Below are 21122 nucleotides of genomic sequence, written 5' to 3'. Positions count from 1 at the left end.
CTTGGCGTCAAAAGCGACCACGGCATATAGCCATCACAGCAACATCACCGACCTCATGTGCTCGCTTCGCGTTGAGCAGTTTCCGATGCTTCGCGCAGAATCTCCCGCCCGCCGTTCGCTGCGATCCCCGCCACGACGACACCCAGCGCCAGGTCCGGGACGTTCGATCCCAGCCACATGACCAACGCCCCGGACAGCACAATGGCTGCGTTGACGATGGAATCGTTGCTCGTGAAGATCGCCGACGCCTTGAAGTTCACATCCTCCCCGCGATGGCGGCGCAGCAGCCTCAGGCACACCAGGTTCAAAGCCGCGTTTGCCGCGGCCATCGCCATCATCGCAGGGCCCACAGGCTCCTCACCCCCGGCGAAGCGGCGCAGGACTTCCACCAACAGCAGCACGGCAAGCCCGATGAGCAAGAAACCCGACAGGCGCGCCGCGCGCACCTTGACCATGGCCGCGCGCCCGACCGCGTACAGGCTGACCGCATAGACCGACGCGTCAGCGAGGTTGTCCAGACCGGCGCCCATGAGCGCGGTGGAGGCAGCCCATATGCCAAGGCCGATGCCCGCGGCGGACTGTCCCAAGTTGATCAGCAACACGGACCGCAAGATCTTGCGGTCTGCCGCGTTGCTCGCGTCCAGGCCGCCGAGCTCGTCGTCTTCGTCGTTTTCAGCCATGCGTGTTCCTTCCACATCCCTGCATCGTGAGGCCTCTAGCGGCTTGCGAGTCAAACATTGATGATGCAATGCCATTACGGCGCGATCGCGGAGCGGAACGTGGGCGGCCGCTGAGTTGTTGGCGAAGACGCCAACGGCACGGCCGAGAGTGCCGCCTTCAGTTCAGACGGACTCAGTATCTCGGACAGAACTCGCGGAGCCGCGTTGCCGGTATAGAGCACGTAGAGGGGGACGCCGCTGCGCCCGAGTGCCCCCAGTGCGACAGTTATCGCCGGGTCTCGAAGCGTCCAGTCGGCTCGCAACAGGGCGACATCCCTGGCCGCGAAGTCGGCCAACACCTCAGGCTTCTGCAGCACCGTCTTCTTGTTGTACTGACAAGTGACGCACCAGGCAGCGGTGAAATCGACAAACACTGGGCGGCCGCCGGCCAGGAACCGCTCCACTTGGCCAGGCTCCCAGACCTGCCAGGCGGACTCGTTGACCGCCATGGCCTGCTGCGGCCTCGGTGCGCCAATCTGGCCCGCGAGCAGCCAAGTGAACCCGGCCGCCCAAGCGACCGCGATCATACCGACGATCACCCTCGTACGACCCGCCAAGCCAAGGCTCCATGCGAGCATGCTGGTGGCGATCAAGACCACCAACAGGGCGCTCGCTGCATCAATCCCGCTTTGCTGCCCCAACACCCACAACAGCCACACCACCGCCGCGAACATCGGATAAGCCATCAGTTTGCGGAAAGTCACCAACCACTCGCCAGGACGGGGCAGCAGGCGCCCAACGGCTGGGACCCAACTGGCGACCAAGTACGGCAGCGCCATGCCAGCGCCCAGCGTCGCGAAGATCAAGAGCGCCTGCGAGGCGGGCAGCCCTACAGCGAAACCCAACGCGGCGCCCATGAAAGGGGCCGTACACGGGGACGCCACCACCACCGCAAGCACACCAGACAGGAAGGCGTTCAGCACCGGGTGGTTGCTCTGCAGTGAAGCCAAGCGGGTGGGGATGAATTGGCGGACCTCGAATACGCCCGCCAGGTTCAGACCGATAAGCGTGAACAAAACGGCCAGCGCGGCGACCACTCCGGGAATCTGCAACTGGAACCCCCAGCCGAGCTGCTGCCCAGCGCTGCGAAGCGCGACGACAAGCAGTCCCAACGCAGCGAACGAAGCAACAACCCCTACGGAATACGCCGCACCGTCCAGGCGCCGAGCCCGCTGGTCGCTGGCATGCTGGGTGAAGCTGACCACCTTGATCGCCAGAACAGGGAAGACGCAAGGCATCAGGTTCAGGATCAGCCCGCCAAGCAATGCACCCACCAAGGCAGCAGTGAACGTCAGCCCGGCGCGCGACTTGGCCGCAGCAGCGTTGTCGCGAAGCGCTTCTTGCAAGTCTGGAGACACGGACGGCAGCGCGGCGGTCGGAGGCCAAGTGCCTTGCAACTTGGCATCGATGCTCCAGCTATCGTTGCCCTGTGTCAGCACAATTGGCATCACATCGGGACTCAGGCCGCGGTAAGGCGAGAGCGGTACCCGAGCGGTCCAGTGCTGACCTTCCCACGCCTGGCTCCATTGCGCGGAAGATTCAATCACTCCCGAAGTCTCCGGAAAGAAGTCCAACTGCTTGCCCCGAAGGCCCGCAGGCAGCCCGCTGACCCGAAGCCGAAGGGCATTTTCATCAATGGTGGCGGTTGCCTGGCCTGCCAGCGGCTTGGGTTGAGCATCGAAGCTCGCCTGGAAGACGGGGCCGTTTGAGGCCATTGCGCTCTGTGTAGGAATGGCTATCGAGAATTCGCCCTCCTCGGGGACGCACAACTCGCGGCAAATTAACCACTGCGCTTTGAGCTTGATCTCCAGCGTGTCGCCCAAAAGCGAGGGCTTGAAGTCCGGCGTGATGGTCAGAGGTACCGGCAGCAGCACCGTGTTCTCATATCCATAGTTGATCAGTGTGCCGAGCGAGTATTTGCGGGGCATTGGCCACGCGATTTCCCCAGCTTGTACCCCAGTGGGAAGCTGCCATTCGAGTTTGGTGGGAAGGCCCGAGTCACCAGAGTTTTTCCAATACGAGTGCCACTCCGGCTGGTGCGCGAGCTGCAGACCGACCCAGACAGGCTTACCCGGTTCTACGCCCTCGGGCGTATGAGCCAGCAGTTCGGCGCGGGTTCGCTCGGTGACCACCACACCTTTGCTGCCGAACTGCGCCGAGGCTGCACCGCTCCACAGCAAGCAGAGCAGCACGAGAAAGCGGGCGGTGAGGGACGTGGGTAGCGTGAACATAGAGAGGTGATCCGATTGAAAAGCGCGCGAAGGTCGCCGCCGGGCGGAACTATAGGGGCATTCTGGGGATGGATTGACAGCAGCCGCAGCCTGCCGGGGGTCACTACTCAGGCCCGCTTGACTCTACTGTAACTAGAGGGTTTCCAATCTCAGCTGAACCTTTGAATCGCACCGGGTTTGGTGGAGGCTAGTTTGTTGAAGTGCAGGCGCTAGCCTGCACGGTATTGGCAACTTGCCGCCAGTAGTTTGCCTCAGCTTCCGCTGGCGGTATATGCCCTATGGACTCCAGCAATCTGCCGTGGTTGAACCAGTGCACCCATTGCAGTGTTGCCAGCTCCAGTGATTCCCGTGTTTTCCACGGTCCTCGCTTGTAGATGACCTCCGTTTTGTAAAGACCATTGATGGTTTCGGCCAAGGCGTTGTCATAGGAATCGCCGGTACTGCCCACCGAAGGCATCAGGCCAGCTTCCTCCAAACGCTCTGTGTAGCAAATAGACACATACTGGCTCCCCCTATCGGAGTGGTGAATCAGTTTCGTATCGCTTGAAGGTTGTCTGGCATACAGCGCCTGCTCCAGCGCATCCACCACAAAGTCCGTACGCATGTGGCTGCTGACCCGCCAGCCCACTATGCGGCGGGCATAGACATCAATCACAAAGGCCACAAACATTTGCCCTTGCCATGTTGATATATAGGTGAAGTCTGCAACCCAAAGCTGGTCAGGGCGCTGGGCTGTGAACTGGCGGTTGACCAGGTCTAGCGGGCTTGGCCGTGCCACATCTGGGCGTGTCGTACGTACCTTCTTGCCTCGCCTTGCACCTTCAAGGCCCAGCTTGCGCATCAGGCGTTGCACTGTGCAGCGGGCAATCGGCAAACCCTCTCGGTGCATCTGCTTCCAGACTTTGACGCTGCCATACACCTGCCAATTGGCATGCCACACCCGTTGAATATGACTGCAACGTTCTTCATCTGATTGGCTGCGCTTGCAGCGCAGCCAAGGGCAGTTTCTTTGTTGAACCCTGCGCCTGTAGCCCGATGGGGCAATTTGCAGCAACCTACAAATTGGCTCGACCCCATAGGCATCACGATACTGGTCTACAAAGTCAATTAACTCTTGATGCGACGGTCCAGCTCCGCCTGCGCAAAAAAAGCGCTCGCAGCCTTGAGGATGTCATTGGCTCGGCGCAGTTCCTTGTTCTCTCGCTCCAGTTGCTTGAGCCGCTCACGTTCATCCGTGGTCAATCCTGGGCGTTGGCCTGCATCTATTTCTTTGCGCTGAACCCATCCATGCAAGGTGCTGACAGAGCAGCCAATCTTGGGGGCTATCGATTCACATGCGCCCCACAGCGATGCGTAATCCGCTTGGCATTCCTGCACCAAACGTACGGCACGTTCACGTACCTCAGGGCTAAAACGAGCAGCTTTAGTGTTCATGACTCAATCCTCACAGGAGTTGAGCCTCCACGGAAGCCGGTGTGATTCACCTTTGTGAGGAAAGAAGATGAGTGCGAAAAACCGCCCCTTCATGGAGACTGTCATCCGGTATGGCAGCTACCAGTTGATCCTTGGCGCCACCGCCCTGGTGCTCTTCGGTGGGCTCGCGGCCGGCTGGCCGTATTTCCCCACGGTGCCGCTGACGGTGGCCGCCGCCCTCGCTTCCGTCGCCCTGTTGGAGCGGAGGCTGCCCTTTCATGCGGCCTGGGCTCGTGACCACCGGGACAGCGTTTGCGACGCGATCCACACAGTTGTCAATCTTGTCGTGCTCCTCGCCGTCCACGGCGTTATTGCTGCCCTGGCGCCTCTGTGGTCGGCCGGGACAGGGTGGCCGGATCAGTGGCCGCTGTGGGCGCAGGCCCTCGCCGTCGGTGTGGTGCTCGATCTCAGCCTCTACAGCGTTCACTGGCTGAGTCACCGCGTGGCCTGGCTGTGGCGGTTCCACGCGATTCACCACAGCTCGGAACGCCTCTACTGGCTCAACGGGGAGCGCCGACACCCCCTGCATGCCGGGATGATGGCCGCGCCCGGCTTGATCGCCGTGGTCCTGATGGGGGCACCGGCACTGGCCGTCGGAGCATGGCTCGGCCTGCTGGCCGTACACCTGGCCTTCCAGCACTCCAACCTCGACTACCGGGTCGGGCCGCTGCGCTTCGTGATCGGTGCTGCCGAAGTCCACCGCTGGCACCACAAGCGCGAGTACGAGGACGCCCAGGTCAACTACGGCGAGTTCTGGATGTTCTGGGACCACCTCTTCGGCACCTTCCGATTGCCCAAGCACCAGCTGGGCGCCAACGAAGTGGGCCTGAAGGAAACGGATTTTCCGATGGACTACGGCCCGCAGCTGATCTACCCTTTCCGCAGCCAGCCGGCGGCGGCAGACGCTTCCGCCGGCGACTATGTGTTCGCCCGCGCCGCTTTCCTGCGCGAGATAGGCCTCGCGGCCTCTCGCGAGGCCGCCGGCGATCTGCGCGCAGCCTGGCGTGCGCATGAGCTTGCACACATCGTGTCCCAGCCCTACCTTGGCCTGCACCTGCGTAGCCACGCGGCGATGCTGGGTCTGGCGTGGAGGACTCGCGATTATTCGGAGGTGCTGGCCCAAGTCGTTCGTCTCGCGCTGGCGCCCGTGGGCCATGCCCTTGGCCGCACCCCGCCTCAGAACGTCGGCACCGGTCGTTTTGGCGTGATGGAGCACGGCACGTGGCCGTCGGAACTGGACCCCATCACTTTTCAGCGCCGATAACATCCGCCCATGAAGGAAGAACAAAGCCACATCGCCGCCGAGCTGGGCGTCGACCCTCACTTCGAGGCATCAGCGGAGATCGCCAGGCGCACGCAGTTCCTCGTGGAGTACGCGCGAGCCGCCGCAGCAGGATCGCTTGTGCTTGGGATCAGCGGTGGTGTGGATTCGAGCGTGGCAGGGCGCCTTTGCCAACTCGCGGCAGAGCAGCTGCGCTCTTCGGGGATGCAGCTCCGCTTCATCGCGATGCGGTTGCCGTATGGGGTGCAGGCCGACCAGGCGGATGCACAGCGGGCCATATCTTTCATCGACCCGGACGAGACACTGTACGTCGACATCAAGCCGGCCGCCGACGCGATGCTTGCGCAGTTGCAAGCCAGCGGACTCAGGTTCAACGACCACTGGCAGGAAGACTTCGTGCTCGGCAACATCAAAGCGCGGCAGCGCATGATCGCGCAGTACGCAGTTGCAGGCGCGACGGGCGGTCTGGTGGTCGGAACCGACCACGCCGCCGAGGCGGTCATGGGCTTCTTCACCAAGTTCGGCGATGGCGGGTTCGACCTGAGTCCGCTGGGCGGTCTCACCAAGCGTCGAGTTCGCGCACTGGCTGTGGCGCTCGGAGGCGACGAGCAACTGGCGAACAAGGTCCCCACGGCCGATCTGGAATCCATGCGGCCATTGCGCCCCGATGAAGCAGCGATGGGTGTCAGCTACGACGCGATCGACGACTTCCTGGAAGGCAAGGAGGTGGACCTGGCAAGCGCCGAGGTCGTCGTGCAGATCTTCCGCCGCACGGCCCACAAGCGGGCGCTGCCTGCCGTCCCGGTTCCCAAGCGCGGCGCTTGAGCTTCAGGCGGGCTCGGCCAAACCGTTGAGAATGCCGCATTCGCGCGCGGTGCGGGCGGTGTCGCAGGAGCGCCGCAGATCGGTCAACTCACGCTCCAGTGCCCGCAATTCCTTGATCTTGGCCCGCACCTGGGCGATATGGGAGTCCACCAGCGCATTCACCTCGCCGCAATCGAGCTCCGGCCGATCTCGGAAGCTCAGCAGTTGCCGGATCTCATCCAGCGTCATGTCCTTGGCACGGCAACGGCGGATGAAAAGCAAGCGCTGCAGGTGGGGAACGTCATACAGCCTGAAATTGCCCTCGCTGCGCGTGGGCTCGGGTAGCAGGCCCTCGGACTCGTAAAAGCGCACCGTCTGCACCAGGCAGTCCGCCCTTTTGGCCAGTTCACCGATCCGCAGCATGGTTGTTCTCCGCAAAAGCTTGACTCTATATCAACTAGAGGTTGTTCAATGGTGGCATGTGGGGAAAACCTCTGCCAACGAAGAGTGAGCGATCTATGAACAATGACCCCTCCAATTCTTGCGGCTGCTCGGGCGGCGATGACCAACAGGCGGGCTGCGCCAAGAAGCAAGCCAGCACTGAGAGAACGGTGTTCCATGTGAGCAACATGGACTGCCGCAACGAAGAAGCACTGGTGCGGCGCACGCTGGAAGACCTGCCCGGCGTCGAGCGGCTGGAATTCGATCTTCCGCAGCGCAAGCTGACCGTTTCGCACAGTCTGGTCGCAGCCGATGCCTTGGCGCAGGCACTGAACGCGGTCGGCATGAAGGCGCAGGCCGTCCGTGATGCGGCGGTGCTGACGACCTACCGCATCGAGAACATGGACTGCCCAAGCGAAGAGAAACTCATTCGCTCGCACCTCGGGGCTCTCGAAGGGATTCAGGACCTGGACTTCGACCTGGACGAGCGCACCCTCTCGGTGAAGCACCTCGCTCAGGCGCGCGCGCAGATGGAGCAGGTCCTGGCCTCAATCGGCATGCACGCCAAGGAGCAGCCCGCGAGCACCGGCAGGCCGGTGGCAGCTGCGGCGCTGGCCAAATCTCCGGTGGCCCAACCCCAGCAGCCTCAGCCGTCCGCCTCGGCGTTGTCGATGCCGGCCGGGGAGCGCGTGACGTACCGGATCGAGAACATGGATTGTCCGACGGAGGAAGCGCTGATCCGCGACCGCTTGGGCAAGGAGCCAGGCGTGACCGGGCTGGACTTCAACCTGATGCAGCGGGTGTTGGGCGTGCAGCACACGCTGCCCTCGACGCAGCCGATCGAGAAGGCGCTTGCTTCCATTGGAATGCGGGCCGAGCGACAGGACCTCCAGACGGTCACCACACTGCTGCGAATCGCCAAGATGGACTGCCCGACCGAAGAAAGCCTGATCCGCGGCAAGCTCCAAGGCATGCCGGGTGTGCAAGGCCTGGACTTCAACCTGATGCAGCGCACGCTCACCGTCCGGCACACGCCTGATTCGATAAAGCAGGCGGTCGAAGCCATCGAGTCGCTGGGCCTGGAAACCGAGGTGCAAAAGACCGATGCGCCGCGCGATCCCCAGTCGCCCGTGCAGAAGACCAGTTGGTGGCCAATGGCGGTTTCCGGCATCGCGGCTGTGCTCGCCGAAAGCGTGTATTGGGTCAACGATGGGAACCACTGGGCGGTGATCGTACTGGCTCTGGTCTCGATCTTCACGGGCGGACTCAGCACCTACAAGAAGGGCTGGATCGCGCTGAAGAACCGCAACCTGAACATGAACGCCCTGATGTCCATCGCGGTCACGGGCGGCATGGCCATTGGCCACTGGCCCGAAGCGGCGATGGTCATGTTCCTCTTCGCGCTGGCCGAGGTGATCGAGGCGAAGTCGCTGGACCGCGCCCGCAATGCCATTCGCGGGCTGATGGACCTGGCACCAGAGACCGCGACCGTGCGGCAGGCCGATGGCTCGTGGACGGAACTGCCGGCCAAGGAGGTCGCCAAGGGCGCGGTGGTCCGCGTGCGTCCCGGTGAGCGCATCGCACTGGACGGCCTGATCACGGCCGGCCGCTCGGCCATCAATCAGGCCCCCATCACCGGCGAGAGCCTTCCCGTCGAGAAGGCCGAAGGCGACCAAGTGTTCGCGGGCACCATCAACGAGACCGGCTCCTTTGAGTACAAGGTCACCGCCGGCGCCAACGACTCGACACTTGCACGCATCATCCATGCCGTGGAGTCCGCGCAGGGCAGCCGCGCGCCCACGCAGCGCTTCGTCGACCAGTTTGCGCGGGTTTACACCCCGGCCGTGTTCGTGGTGGCCGTGCTGGTCGCCATTGTTCCGCCGCTTGCTTTCGGCGGAGCCTGGTTCGACTGGATCTACAAGGCGCTGGTGCTGCTGGTGATCGCGTGCCCCTGCGCCTTGGTGATCTCCACCCCCGTCACCATCGTCAGCGGTCTGGCCGCCGCCGCCAGGCGCGGCATCCTGATCAAGGGCGGCGTGTACCTGGAGGGCGGGCGCAAGCTCAAGGCCCTGGCCCTGGACAAGACCGGCACGCTCACCCACGGCAAGCCCGAGCAGACCGACTTTTTGCCACTGATCGGCGATGCGAAGGACGTTGCTACGTGGGCTGCAAGCTTGGCTGCGCGTTCGGACCATCCGGTGTCCCAAGCCATCGCCCGCAAGGCGAACCGCGACGGCGTCGCTCTGCACGAAGTCGACGACTTCGCGGCGTTGCCCGGGCGCGGCGTGCGCGGCCGCATTGCCGGCCGCATGCTGCAGATGGGCAATCACCGACTCGCGAAGGAGCTCGGCCTCAGCGAAGTCGCGTTGCAATCGCGGCTGGAAGCCCTTGAGCGCCAAGGCAAGACGGCCATCCTGCTGATGGACGAAAGCACGGTGCTCGGCATCTTCGCTGTCGCGGACACGGTGAAGGAAACCAGCCGTGAAGCCGTGGCCGACTTGCAGGCGCTTGGCGTGCGCACGCTGATGCTCACCGGGGACAACCAGCACACGGCCGACGCCATCGCGGCCCAGGTCGGGATCTCCGAGGCCCGTGGCGACCAGCTGCCCGAAGACAAGCTCAAGACCATCGAGAGCCTCTTAGGTGGTGAGGGCCAGGTCGGTATGGTGGGCGATGGCATCAACGACTCGCCGGCTCTTGCGCGTTCCGATATCGGCTTCGCCATGGGCGCGGCCGGCACCGACACCGCCATTGAAACGGCCGACGTCGCTCTGATGGACGACGACCTGCGCAAGATTCCGACGTTCATCCGCTTGTCGCGCACCACCGCCTTGATCTTGACCCAGAACATCGTGCTGGCCCTGGGCATCAAGGCGGTTTTCCTGGTGCTGACGTTCACGGGTCATGCCACGATGTGGATGGCGGTGTTCGCTGACATGGGAGCGAGCATGCTCGTCGTCTTCAATGGTCTTCGCCTGTTGAAACTCAAGACAGTGTGAATTGACATTCAGGCGCCGGAACCCGCGCGAAACAGGCCGGCATCAGGAGCCAGGTCCCTCAACCCGAGAAGAAGTAGATGAACCATAACCCCAGCAAAGCGCAGTGGTACTCACTCGCGATCGTGGTATTTGCCGCCGACCAGGCTGCCAAGACCGGCATCGACATGACGACTCCCTTGGGGTGGTCGCGGGAGGTCACGTCCTTTTTCAACCTGGTTCACGTTCTCAATCCCGGTGCGGCGTTCAGCTTCCTCGCTGGCGCCGGCGGCTGGCAGCGATGGTTCTTCCTCGCAATCGCCCTCGTAGCGTCGGCGTGGCTGGTATGGCTGCTGTCCCGCCCGCTGCAGAAACTGGAAGGCCTTTCGTACAGCCTCATCCTGGGGGGCGCCCTGGGTAATGCGTTCGACCGCGCCGTGCGCGGGCAGGTCGTCGACTACCTCGACTTCCATCTGCGCGGCTGGCACTGGCCGGCCTTCAACATCGCCGACATGGCCATCGTGGGCGGGGCAATCGCGCTGGTGGTCGTTTCACTGCTGAGTGCGGAGAAGCCTACTGCAACGAAAGCGTCAAGGTGAACCGAGAGCACCCTGAAGGTTCAAAATGGGCATCCCCTCGATTTCAATCAAACAAACCTTGGAGTACACATGAAGAGTCTCCGAAATCGACTGGCTTTCTTCGCAGTCCCACTGTCACTCGCAGGCTGCATGAACTCCTCGCTTGCCCCGCAGAGCTCTTTCACGCTGCTGGACGGTTCGGCACGAACCACTACCGACCTCAGAGGCAAAGTGGCGTTGATCAATTTCTGGGCGACCAGCTGCACCACTTGTGTGGCCGAGATGCCCATGCTGGTGGCTACCTATGAAAAATTTCATGGCCGCGGTTACGAAACGATCGCGGTGGCCATGAATTACGACCCGCCGGCCTACGTTGTCAATTTTGCGCAAACTCGCCAGTTGCCGTTCCCGGTCGCCATCGACAACACTGGAGCGGTTGCCAAATCGTGGGGTGACGTCAGAGTCACCCCCACATCATTTCTCGTGAACAAGCGAGGGGAGATCGTCAAGCGCATTGTGGGAAAACCGGACTTCGCCGAACTTCACCAAATCATCGACCAGCTGCTCACCGAAAGTTGAGCGGGATCATTTTTTTCGCTCCGTTTCAATCATGATCAAAAGACGCGTTTTTTGTAGCCTGGCGTTCCCATTGACCCTCACCGTGCATACCGCCTTGAAGGCCCAGGAGCAGTTCGTTCCAGGCAAGCACTATGTGGTGGTGTCTCCCCGACAACCAACCAAGGATTCGAAGCAAGTCGAGGTGCTTGAGTTCTTCGCCTACAGCTGTTCGCACTGCAGTGCATTTGAGCCAGCGCTAGAGGCCTGGCTGAAGAAATTGCCGCAGGATGTCCTGTTCCGCCGCATCCCGGTCGCCTTCCGCGAGGACTTTGTGATCCATCAGCAGCTCTACTTCGCACTGGAGACGATGGGCCTTGTTGAGCAGTTGCATGGGAAGGTGTTCCAGGCCATCCACGGTGGCAAGCAACGGCTTGCAACGCCCGCAGATATCGCGGCCTTCGCCGCGAAGAACGGTGCCGACGGCAAACGCCTCGTGGAGACCATGAGCTCGTTCGCTGTCGCCGGCAAGGTCAAGCAGGCAACCGCATTGGCGGGTGGCTACAAAATCGAAGGCACGCCTTCGCTCGGCGTGGACGGCAGATGGCTTACCTCCGGTCCCCAAGCCGGCTCGAACGCACGCTCGATGGATGTCGCCGACCATCTGATCGCGCTGGCCAAGAAGGCGCGATGAGGAGGGTGTGCCGCTTTGGGGCGACGCCACGCGCACGCTCGCTGGACCTAGGCGACCAGCAAACGTGTCTGGACAAATTTGACCCTAGTGAAGTGGACGCGCTGTATTGAGCCTCGTCCTTGATCGTGCTGCCGTTTGGGCAGGTGCAGGCGACAGAGATTGGGTGGCCGTGGAGTGCCTCATTGCTCACCTGAACAGCACTGGCTCGCAATTCCGGACCAACGTATGCAGCAACTCCGAGATTCTCTCGAAAGCCGCCAGATTGCGATCTACTTCGCCACCGTGATTGCGGCTGCGGTCTTCGCGATCACTGCAGCACCAGCGACTACAGGCTGGGAGGAGGTGGTCAATCCAGCCCTGGCGCTCATGCTTTTTGTGACGTTTCTCCAAGTCCCCATTGCGGATCTCAAGAGATCTTTCGGCAATGGGCGCTTTCTCGGTGCTCTTGTCGTTGCGAACTTTGTCATCGTCCCGCTCGTGGTGGCGCTGCTGTTGACATTCGCTCCCGACGAACCGATTGTTCGGCTGGGAATCCTGCTCGTGCTGCTGACGCCCTGCATCGACTACGTCGTTACTTTCTCCCACCTTGGCCGTGCGGATGCGCAGTCACTGCTCGCAGCGACGCCCGTGCTGCTCATTGTTCAAATGCTCCTGCTGCCCGCTTACCTGGGTCTCTTCCTTGGCAACGACGCCAAAGGACTGGTGCAGATGGGGCCGTTCGTCCACGCGTTCGCGTGGCTGATCGCAGTGCCGCTGCTGCTAGCGGGTCTCGTTCAAGTGTGGGCCTCTCGCAAGGCGGAGGGCGCGAAGGCGGTGGCGCTGTTGGGGGTGTTGCCGGTGCCTGCAACAGCGTTGGTGCTTTTCGTCGTGATTGCCGCTTTTGTTCCGCAGCTCGGACCAGCATTCCAAGTTGCCCTTAGCGTAACGCCGTTGTACGTCGCCTTTGCTGCCGTCGCTCCGTTGGTGGGCTGGTCAGTCGCAAGAACGTTTCGGCTTGAGACGGCGCAAGCCCGATCCGTCGCCTTCAGCGCCGGCACCCGGAACTCCTTGGTGGTCTTGCCCTTTGCACTCTCGATTCCCGAGGCGATCCCTGTGCTGCCTGCAGTGATCGTCACGCAGACGCTGATTGAACTGCTCGCCGAACTAGTCTACGTGCGCATCATGCCGAGATTCGGAGTAAAAACACTGAAACTGAATCGCACCGGGTTTGGTGGAGGCTAGTTTGTTGAAGTGCAGGCGTTAGCCTGCACGGTATTGGCAACTTGCCGCCAGTAGTTTGCCTCAGCTTCCGCTGGCGGTATATGCCCTATGGATTCCAGCAGCCTGTCATGGTTGAACCAGTGCACCCATTGCAGGGTTGCCAGCTCCAGTGATTCCCGTGTTTTCCACGGCCCTCGTTTGTAGATCACCTCCGTTTTGTACAAGCCGTTGATGGTTTCGGCCAAGGCGTTGTCATAAGAGTCGCCAGTGCTACCCACCGAAGGCATCAGGCCAGCTTCCTCTAAACGTTCTGTGTAGCGAATGGAAACGTACTGACTGCCCCTGTCGGAGTGATGAATGAGCTCCGTGTCACTTGAAGGCCGCCTTGCATACAGGCAGGCAGAATGACCGACTGCTGCCGCAGGTGCTCGATCAAGGTGCTGGCCAGCACGATGCCCTTGTCGGTCTGCAAGGCCATCTCGGTCAGCAACTGGACGGCCTGCCGGTAGTGGCCCATGGTAAAGGGCTGGAAGCCGAACACCGTTTGCAGTTCGACCAGGTGCTCGCGCCGGGTCTGCTCCCGCTGCCCGTATTCGTCCCAGCTTTCGACGCTGACCTTGAGCTGGTCGGCGACCAGTTTCAACAAGGGCGGAAACGGCGGCTCATCGACGCCCAGGATGACACCAGGAAAGCGCAGGTAACAGAGCTGCACGGCGAAGCCCAGCCGGTTGGCCGGGCCGCGCCGCTGCCGGATGATGGAGAGGTCGGTTTCGCTGAACGTGTAGTGACGGATCAACTCATCCTTGGTGTCCGGCAACGCCAGCAGGCTTTCGCGCTCGGCGGCGGACAGGATTGAACGACGTGGCATATTTACTGATCCGTTCTCAAGTATTGATACAGGGTTTCGCGACTGATTCCGAATTCACGAGCCAGCTTGGTCTTTTGCTCGCCAGCCTCGACACGTTGGCGCAGTTCGGCAATACGCTCAGACGACAGGGATTTCTTCCTGCCACGGTAGGCCCCGCGCTGCTTGGCGAGCGCGATGCCCTCGCGCTGCCGCTCGCGGATCAAGGCGCGTTCGAACTCGGCGAACGCGCCCATTACCGACAGCATCAGGTTCGCCATCGGCGAGTCCTCGCCGGTGAAGGTCAAATGCTCCTTAAGGAACTCGATGCGTACGCCGCGCTGGGTGAGGCCCTGCACCAGGCGGCGCAGGTCGTCGAGGTTGCGCGCCAGACGATCCATGCTGTGCACCACGACCGTGTCGCCTTCGCGCACGAAGGCGAGCAGCCGTTCCAGTTCGGGCCGCCGTGTGTCCTTGCCCGACGCCTTGTCGGTGAACACTTTATCCACCTGGATCTGTTCGAGCTGCCGTTCTGGGTTCTGGTCGAAGCTGTCATTTTCAGAAGACGACTGCACCAATCAACGAGACATGAAGCCTGCTGTGCATACGGCTCCTGACAGCCCGATATCAGGACTCCTCTGCACGAAACTCGTCTATGCTCAATACTCGTGTGCACCAAAGCGAGGCGAGCATGGCGACCGATACCGTACCGATTGCCGAGCGCGGCGTAGCCACCCTGTCAGAACAGGCATGGGAGCGTGCTCGCTGCCGCGCGGAGATCATTGGGCCGTTGGCGCAGTCGGAGACGGTCGGGCATGAAGCGGCCGACGCAGCAGCCCAGGCGCTGGGTCTGTCCCGGCGGCAGGTCTACGTCCTGATCCGCCGTGCCCGGCAAGGTTCGGGGCTGGTCACTGATTTGGCTCTTGGACAGTCGAGCGGTGGCAAAGGTAAAGGCCGCTTGCCGGAGTCGGTCGAACGAATCATCCGCGAGCTACTGCAAAAGCGCTTCCTGACCAAGCAGAAGCGCAGCTTGGCGGCGTTCCACCGTGAAGTTGCGCGGGTGTGCAAGCTGCAAAAGCTGCGGATGCCGGCGCGCAACACGGTCGCGTTGCGGATCGCCAGCCTTGATCCACTCAAGACCACTCGACTTCGGGAAGGCCAGGATGCGTCCCGCATCCTGCAAGGTGTTGGCGGTGTTCCTCCGCCAGTCTCCGCACCGCTGGAGCAGGTACAGATCGACCACACAGTCATCGACCTGATCGTGGTGGACGAGCGCGACCGGCAACCGATTGGCCGTCCGTACCTGACCCTCGCCATCGACGTGTTCACCCGCTGCGTGGTTGGCATGGTGGTCACGTTAGAAGCGCCATCTGCCGTCTCGGTCGGCCTGTGCCTCGCACACGCCGGTTGCGACAAGCGCCCTTGGTTGGAAAGGTTGGACGTGGAAATGGACTGGCCGATGAGCGGCAAGCCCGCGCTGCTCTACCTGGACAACGCGGCCGAATTCAAGAGCGAGGCGCTACGCCGTGGCTGCGAGCAGCATGGCATCCGGTTGGACTATCGGCCTCTCGGGCAGCCGCACTATGGCGGCATCGTGGAACGGATCATCGGCACGGCGATGCAAATGATCCACGACGAATTGCCGGGGACGACCTTCTCCAACCCTGACCAGCGCGGGGAATACGCCTCCGAGAAGATGGCCGCCCTGACACTGCGCGAGCTGGAACGCTGGCTCGCATTGGCGGTTGGCACCTATCACGGCTCCGTGCACAACGGCCTGCTCCAACCGCCGGCCGCACGCTGGGCCGAAGCTGTCGCGCGTACCGGCGTTCCAACCGTCATCACTCGCACCACGGCTTTTCTGGTCGATTTCCTGCCCGTCCTCCGCCGCACCCTGACCCGCACTGGCTTCGTCATCGACCACATCCACTACTACGCCGATGCGCTCAAGCCGTGGATAGCTCGGCGCGACCGCCTGCCTGCGTTCCTGATCCGGCGCGACCCACGCGACATCAGCCGCATTTGGGTGCTGGAGCCGGAGGGGCAGCACTATCTGGAAATTCCATACCGTACCTTGTCGCACCCGGCTGTCACCCTCTGGGAACAACGGCAGGCGCTGGCGAAATTGCGGCAGCAAGGGCGCGAACAGGTGGATGAGTCGGCGCTGTTCCGCATGATCGGGCAGATGCGCGAAATCGTGACCACTGCGCAGAAAGCCACGCGCAAGGCGCGGCGCGACGCGGATCGACGCCAGCATCTCAAGTCAACGGAACAACCTGTCAAAACCACGCCACCAGCGGACACGGACATGGCAGACCCGCAGGCGGACAACCAGCCACCTGCCAAACCGTTCGACCAGATTGAGGAGTGGTAGCCGTGGACGAATATCCCATCATCGACCTGTCCCACCTGCTGCCGGCGGCCCAGGGCTTGGCCCGTCTCCCGGCGGACGAGCGCATCCATCGCCTTCGCGCCGACCGCTGGATCGGCTATCCGCGAGCAGTCGAGGCGTTGAACCGGCTGGAAGCCCTGTATACGTGGCCAAACAAACAACGCATGCCCAACCTGCTGTTGGTCGGTCCAACCAACAACGGCAAGTCGATGATCGTCGAGAAGTTCCGCCGCGCCCACCCGGCCAGCTCCGACGCCGACCAGGAGCACATCCCGGTATTGGTCGTGCAGATGCCGTCCGAGCCATCGGTGATCCGCTTCTACGTCGCGCTGCTCGCGGCGATGGGAGCACCATTGCGACCGCGCCCACGGCTGCCGGAAATAGAGCAACTGGCGCTGACACTGCTGCGCAAGCTCGGTGTGCGTTTGCTGGTGATCGACGAGCTGCACAACGTCCTGGCCGGCAACAGCGTCAACCGCCGGGAATTCCTCAACCTGCTGCGCTTCCTCGGCAACGAATTGCGCATCCCGCTGGTCGGTGTGGGCACACGCGACGCCTACCTGGCCATCCGCTCGGATGACCAGTTGGAAAATCGCTTCGAGCCGATGATGCTGCCGGTGTGGGAGGCCAACGACGATTGCTGTTCACTGCTGGCCAGCTTCGCGGCTTCGCTCCCGCTGCGGCGACCTTCGTCGATTGCCACGCTGGACATGGCTCGCTACCTGCTCACGCGCAGCGAGGGCACTATTGGCGAGCTGGCGCACCTATTGATGGCGGCGGCCGTGGCCGCCGTGGAGAGTAGTGAGGAAGCGATCAACCACCGCACGCTCAGCATGGCCGATTACACCGGTCCCAGCGAGCGGCGGCGGCAATTCGAGCGGGAACTGATGTGAAGCCAGCGCCACGCTGGCCACTGCATCCGGCACCCAGGGAAGCCGAAGCCCTGTCTTCGTGGCTCAACCGCGTGGCCCTTTGCTATCACATGGAAGTGTCCGAGCTGCTGGAGCACGATCTTGGTCACGGCCAGGTTGATGACCTGGACACCGCGCCACCACTGGCGCTGCTGGCGATGCTCTCCCAGCGGAGCGGTATCGAGCTGGATCGGCTGCGCTGCATGAGTTTCGCCGGCTGGGTGCCTTGGCTACTGGACAGCCTTGATGATCAGATTCCAGCCGCATTGGAAACCTATGCGTTCCAGCTCTCGGTACTGCTGCCGAGACTCCGCCGTAAGACGCGATCCATCACGAGCTGGCGTGCCTGGCTGCCCACCCAACCGATACACCGCGCCTGTCCGCTCTGCCTGAACGATCCGGAGAACCAAGCCGTACTGCTCGCGTGGAAGCTGCCCCTGATGCTGAGCTGCCCACTGCATGGCTGCTGGCTGGAATCCTATTGGGGCGTGCCAGGGCGGTTTCTCGGCTGGGAGAACGCCGACGCCGAACCGCGCACTGCCAGCGACGCGATTGCGGCGATGGACCAGCGTACCTGGCAGGCACTGACGACCGGCCACGTGGAGTTGCCGCGCCGACGCATCCACGCCGGATTGTGGTTTAGGCTGCTACGCACGCTGCTCGATGAGCTGAACACCCCGCTTTCGACGTGCGGCACCTACGCGGGGTATCTCCGCCAAATCTGGGAATGCTGCGGGCATCCGCTGCGTGCTGGGCAAAGTCTGTGGCGACCGTATGAAACCCTGAACCCGGCAGTACGGTTGCAGATGCTGGAGGCGGCGGCAACGGCAATCAGCTTGATTGAGGTGAGGGATATAAGCCCGCCAGGCGAGCACGCAAAGCTATTCTGGTCCGAGCCCCAAACCGGGTTCACCAGTGGCCTGCCGGCGAAAGCGCCGAAGCCCGAACCCGTCGATCACTGGCAGCGTGCAATCCAGGCCATTGATGAGGCCATCATTGAAGCACGACACAACCCCGAGACGGCACGCTCGCTGTTCGCGTTGGCTTCCTATGGTCGGCGCGACCCCGCTTCCTTGGAACAGTTGCGCGCCACCTTCGCGAAGGAAGGCATCCCCCCGGAATTTCTGTCACATTATGAGCCTAGCCTACCCTTTGCATGCCTTAGACAGAATGACGGGTTAAGTGACAAATTTTGACGTGCAGAGCTTCCCGATGCAAACTGTCACATAATCGAACGTATATGTGACAGGTACAAGATGCTGATTGGCTACATGCGAGTATCGAAGGCGGATGGCTCCCAGGCGACGGACTTGCAGCGCGATGCGCTGGTCGCGGCCGGTGTTGATCCGGCGCATCTCTATGAAGACCAAGCGTCCGGAAAACGCGAGGATCGTCCCGGTCTGGCGAGCTGTCTGAAGGCACTACTGTCGGCGCCGATCCAAATCTGAGCCACCGTGCCGACCGAATATTGAGCCAGGGGTGGGGGCCGGCCTTCAGAGGGCCGGCGGTGGATAAGTGTAGGTCTGTCCTGGCTCTTTGACCTCCTCGATGTTGAGTTGAGCGCGCGGGGGAAGCCGCGCAGGGCGTAGCCCGTAGCGGATTTCCCCGCGCGGCGCCGCTTCAGAAGTCGTCCTGCGGCAGCTCGGACTTGCTGCCCTTGCGGGCCTGCTCGCGCGCCTTGATGCGCTTCTTGGCCTCTGCCGTACTGCGGCTGAAGCGGATCGACTCGTTGCCCGTCTCCACGATGTGGCAGTGGTGCGTGAGCCGGTCCAGCAACGCGGTGGTCATCTTCGCGTCGCCGAACACGCTGGACCACTCCGCGAAGTCCAGGTTGGTCGTGATCATCACGCTGGTGTGTTCATACAGGCGACTGAGCAGGTGGAACAGCAACGCCCCGCCGGCCTGGCTGAACGGCAGGTAGCCCAACTCGTCCAGGATGACGAGGTCCATGCGCAGCAAGCTCAATGCAATGCGCCCGGCCTTGCCTTGCGCCTTCTCCTGCTCCAGTGCATTGACCAGGTCGACCGTCGAGAAGAACCGCACGCGCTTGCCATGCCGGGTGATGCCCGATACGCCGATGGCCGTGGCCAGATGCGTCTTGCCCGTGCCCGGCCCACCCACCAACACGACGTTGTGTGCGTCGTCTGTGAAGTTGGTTGCGGCCAGTGTGCTCACAAGCTTGCGATCTACCGGCGAGACCTCGAAGTCGAAGCCGGCGATGTCGCGATGCACCGGGAACTTCGCGGCGTGCATCTGGTGGCTGACCGAGCGCATGGCGCGATCCGTGCCCTCGGCCTGCAGCAAGTGCTCGATCAACCAGCGCGAGGAGTCCACCCCTGCGTTCGTTCCTTGCTCCACCAGGTCGGCCCAGGCGCCGGCCATGCCATGCAGACGCAACGCCTTGAGTTCAACCGTCACGTCACGCGTCATGGCCGGCCTCCTCGGTGGCGTTGTCGGCACGCAGGCTGTCGTAGCGCGCCGTGTTGGCCAGCGGCGGTGTGCTCACCTTCAGCTGCGTCGCAGCCGTCTGCGGCATCGGCACCGCATTCAGGCGCCCCAGCACGTTGACCACGTGCTCCACGCTCACCTTGCCGGGCGGCCCGGTCTCCAGCGCCAGTTCCACCGCCACCAGCACCGCGTCCAGCCCGGCGCTCAGCACGATGGCCAGCACCTGCGCCATCACGCGGTCGCCGCCCGGGTTGCGCAGCAGCCCACGGCGCAGCCTCTGCAGCGGCTCGGGCATGTCGGCGAACGGCGCGCCATTCCTCAGCGCGCCGGGCTTCCTCTGCAGCAGCGGGATGTAGTGCTGCCAGTCATACCGCGTCTCGCCGGCGTTGCTCAGGCGGTCGTGGCGCGCGACGATGTGGTCGTTGGCCACCACGACGACGCTGCCCGGGTACAGCCTGGTGCTGACCATTTGCCCGAACAGCTCGCACGGCACCGAGTAGCGGTTGCGCGCCACCGATACCAGGCAGGTGCTGGACACGCGCGCGGGCTTCTCGACGTAGCCATCGAACGGCGCCGGCATGGGCATCAGATGCGCCCGCTCGTGTTCGAGCATCTCGGCCACGCTGAACTGCTCGTGCTCGGGGTGGCGCACCTCGTCCCACAACGCCCGGCACCGCTGGCCCAGCCAGGCGTTGAGTTCGCTGAAGCTGCCGAAGCGCTGCTTGGCCGCGTCGATCCAGATGCGCCGGCGGCTGTCCTGCACGTTCTTCTCGACGACGCCCTTCTCCCAGCCGCTGGCGACGTTGCAGAAGTCCGGGTCGTACAGGTAGTGCGCACACATGGTCGCGAAGCGCTCATTGACGATCCGGCCCTTACCCTTCTTGACCTTGTCCACCGCGGTCTTCATGTTGTCGTAGATGCCGCGCCGGGCCACGCCGCCCAGGGCTGCAAAGCTGCGGGTATGGGCATCGAACAACATCTCATGGCCTTGGCTCGGATAGGCCACCAGCCAGAAGGCCCGCGAAGCGCATAGCTTCATGTGCGAGACCTGCATGCGGTAGTAGATCCCGCCCACCACCAGCCCTTCCTCGCTCCAGTCGAACTGGAAGGCTTCGCCGAGCTCGAAGGCCAGCGGCACGAAGGCGTTGGCGCTCGCAGATTGACCTTCGCCCTGGCGCCACGCCCGGATGAAGTCGGTCACCCGCGTGTAGCCACCGTCGTAGCCAGCGCCCCTGATCTCGGCGTACAGCGCCTTGGCCGTGCGACGCTCGCGCTTGGGCCGCCGGGCGTCGGCCTTCAACGCCTGCCTGAGCGCCTCGTGGAACGCAGTGAGCTTGTTCGGCTGCTCCCCGCGCCGGTACTTCGGCGGGCCATCCACCTCGCCGTGCAGCCACTTCGCAACCGTGTTGCGCGACAGCCCCGTCATGCGCGAGATCTCGCGCTCCGATTTGTTCTTCCGGGCATGCAAACGCCGGATCCTGCCAATCATGTCCATGGTGATCACTCCTCGTCCTCTGCTGCACAAAAAAACAGCAGAGTAGGTTGAACACCTGGCTCAATTTTGGGTCGGCACAA

18 protein-coding genes, 2 pseudogenes and 1 other annotated feature are annotated in these 21122 nt (G+C 62.8%); of the genes and pseudogenes, 11 read left to right on the top strand and 9 right to left on the bottom strand.

Annotated features, from left to right (window positions below):
* Positions 1-53 precede the first annotated feature (53 nt).
* From BKK79_RS15840 to BKK79_RS39085, 3 genes are all read right to left on the bottom strand, one after another.
* Positions 54-680 carry a cation transporter gene (locus tag BKK79_RS15840; RefSeq protein ID WP_071038028.1) on the bottom strand — a complete coding sequence of 209 codons (627 nt, stop codon included), beginning with the start codon at positions 678-680 and terminating at the stop codon, positions 54-56.
* Between the two features lie 74 nt (positions 681-754).
* Positions 755-2950 carry a protein-disulfide reductase DsbD family protein gene (locus BKK79_RS15835; protein ID WP_071038027.1) on the bottom strand — a complete coding sequence of 732 codons (2196 nt, stop codon included), beginning with the start codon at positions 2948-2950 and terminating at the stop codon, positions 755-757.
* Between the two features lie 187 nt (positions 2951-3137).
* A protein-coding gene (locus BKK79_RS39085; protein ID WP_157128430.1) for an IS3 family transposase occupies positions 3138-4384 on the bottom strand; the annotation gives its coding sequence in 2 pieces (ribosomal slippage) (positions 3138-4102 and positions 4102-4384; 1248 coding nt in all).
* Positions 3987-4103: a sequence feature (AL1L pseudoknot), on the bottom strand. It overlaps the preceding gene by 117 nt.
* A gap of 67 nt (positions 4385-4451) precedes the next feature.
* Here BKK79_RS39085 and BKK79_RS15825 point away from each other — a divergent pair.
* Together BKK79_RS15825 and nadE are read left to right on the top strand one after the other, a co-directional pair.
* Positions 4452-5687, top strand: a complete 1236-nt coding sequence (locus BKK79_RS15825) for a sterol desaturase family protein (RefSeq protein WP_071038026.1) — start codon at positions 4452-4454, stop codon at positions 5685-5687.
* A 9-nt stretch (positions 5688-5696) separates the two neighbouring features.
* On the top strand, positions 5697-6530 hold the full coding sequence (gene nadE / locus BKK79_RS15820; protein ID WP_071038025.1) for an ammonia-dependent NAD(+) synthetase: 834 nt from the start codon (positions 5697-5699) through the stop codon (positions 6528-6530).
* A 3-nt stretch (positions 6531-6533) separates the two neighbouring features.
* On the opposite strand, the gene cadR is transcribed toward nadE, so the two are convergent.
* Positions 6534-6932 (bottom strand): Cd(II)/Pb(II)-responsive transcriptional regulator, encoded by a 399-nt coding sequence (gene cadR, locus BKK79_RS15815; RefSeq protein ID WP_071038024.1) that lies wholly within the window; start codon positions 6930-6932, stop codon positions 6534-6536.
* 95 nt (positions 6933-7027) lie between these two features.
* Here cadR and BKK79_RS15810 point away from each other — a divergent pair, with 95 nt between their 5' ends.
* The 5 genes from BKK79_RS15810 (at position 7028) to BKK79_RS15790 (ending at position 12973) form a co-directional block, all read left to right on the top strand.
* Positions 7028-9949: a heavy metal translocating P-type ATPase gene (locus BKK79_RS15810; protein ID WP_071038023.1), complete on the top strand. Its 2922-nt coding sequence runs from the start codon at positions 7028-7030 to the stop codon at positions 9947-9949.
* A 77-nt stretch (positions 9950-10026) separates the two neighbouring features.
* A complete protein-coding gene (lspA, locus tag BKK79_RS15805; protein WP_071038022.1) occupies positions 10027-10524 on the top strand; it encodes a signal peptidase II in 498 nt (165 codons plus the stop codon).
* 129 nt (positions 10525-10653) lie between these two features.
* Positions 10654-11082: a TlpA disulfide reductase family protein gene (locus BKK79_RS15800; protein WP_232346224.1), complete on the top strand. Its 429-nt coding sequence runs from the start codon at positions 10654-10656 to the stop codon at positions 11080-11082.
* Positions 11083-11152: 70 nt separating this feature from the next.
* A complete protein-coding gene (locus BKK79_RS15795; protein ID WP_198173286.1) occupies positions 11153-11752 on the top strand; it encodes a thiol:disulfide interchange protein DsbA/DsbL in 600 nt (199 codons plus the stop codon).
* 225 nt (positions 11753-11977) lie between these two features.
* On the top strand, positions 11978-12973 hold the full coding sequence (locus BKK79_RS15790) for an arsenic resistance protein (protein WP_071038021.1): 996 nt from the start codon (positions 11978-11980) through the stop codon (positions 12971-12973).
* On the opposite strand, the pseudogene BKK79_RS39080 reads toward BKK79_RS15790, so the two are convergent.
* The 3 genes and pseudogenes from BKK79_RS39080 to BKK79_RS15780 all read right to left on the bottom strand — a co-directional run.
* Positions 12970-13347 (bottom strand): annotated as a pseudogene (locus tag BKK79_RS39080) (integrase core domain-containing protein); the annotation flags it as partial. The gene BKK79_RS15790 and the pseudogene BKK79_RS39080 sit on opposite strands and share 4 nt — an antisense overlap.
* A pseudogene (locus tag BKK79_RS15785) lies at positions 13347-13820 on the bottom strand (DUF4158 domain-containing protein); the annotation flags it as partial. The pseudogenes BKK79_RS39080 and BKK79_RS15785, both read right to left, overlap by 1 nt.
* 2 nt (positions 13821-13822) lie before the next feature.
* Positions 13823-14374, bottom strand: coding sequence for a recombinase family protein (locus BKK79_RS15780; protein ID WP_071038019.1), 552 nt, complete (start codon positions 14372-14374; stop codon positions 13823-13825).
* A 77-nt stretch (positions 14375-14451) separates the two neighbouring features.
* On the opposite strand from BKK79_RS15780, the gene BKK79_RS15775 reads away from it, so the two are divergent.
* Genes BKK79_RS15775 through BKK79_RS39075 form a run of 4 tightly spaced genes read left to right on the top strand, consistent with a single transcriptional unit; the run spans position 14452 to position 18547 of the window.
* Positions 14452-16170, top strand: a complete 1719-nt coding sequence (locus BKK79_RS15775) for a Mu transposase C-terminal domain-containing protein (RefSeq protein WP_013741669.1) — start codon at positions 14452-14454, stop codon at positions 16168-16170.
* 2 nt (positions 16171-16172) lie between these two features.
* Entirely contained in the window at positions 16173-17081 is a 909-nt protein-coding gene (locus tag BKK79_RS15770) for a TniB family NTP-binding protein (RefSeq protein WP_011494285.1), read from the top strand.
* The gene (locus tag BKK79_RS15765) at positions 17078-18295 is read left to right on the top strand and encodes a TniQ family protein (protein ID WP_009288528.1); all 1218 of its coding nucleotides are present in this window, start codon (positions 17078-17080) and stop codon (positions 18293-18295) included. Before BKK79_RS15770 ends, BKK79_RS15765 begins: the two co-directional genes overlap by 4 nt.
* A gap of 60 nt (positions 18296-18355) precedes the next feature.
* A complete protein-coding gene (locus BKK79_RS39075) occupies positions 18356-18547 on the top strand; it encodes a recombinase family protein (RefSeq protein ID WP_442873234.1) in 192 nt (63 codons plus the stop codon).
* A gap of 172 nt (positions 18548-18719) precedes the next feature.
* Here BKK79_RS39075 and istB read toward each other — a convergent pair whose 3' ends face one another.
* The gene (istB, locus tag BKK79_RS15760) at positions 18720-19529 is read right to left on the bottom strand and encodes an IS21-like element helper ATPase IstB (protein ID WP_005800232.1); all 810 of its coding nucleotides are present in this window, start codon (positions 19527-19529) and stop codon (positions 18720-18722) included.
* Positions 19519-21042: an IS21 family transposase gene (gene istA / locus BKK79_RS15755; RefSeq protein WP_005800234.1), complete on the bottom strand. Its 1524-nt coding sequence runs from the start codon at positions 21040-21042 to the stop codon at positions 19519-19521. Before istA ends, istB begins: the two co-directional genes overlap by 11 nt.
* Positions 21043-21122: the final 80 nt, after the last annotated feature.

Source organism: Cupriavidus sp. USMAA2-4, assembly GCF_001854305.1.
Lineage (GTDB): Bacteria > Pseudomonadota > Gammaproteobacteria > Burkholderiales > Burkholderiaceae > Cupriavidus > Cupriavidus malaysiensis.
Note: the sequence above shows the minus strand (reverse complement) of the source record. Positions and strands in the feature narration are given on the sequence as shown.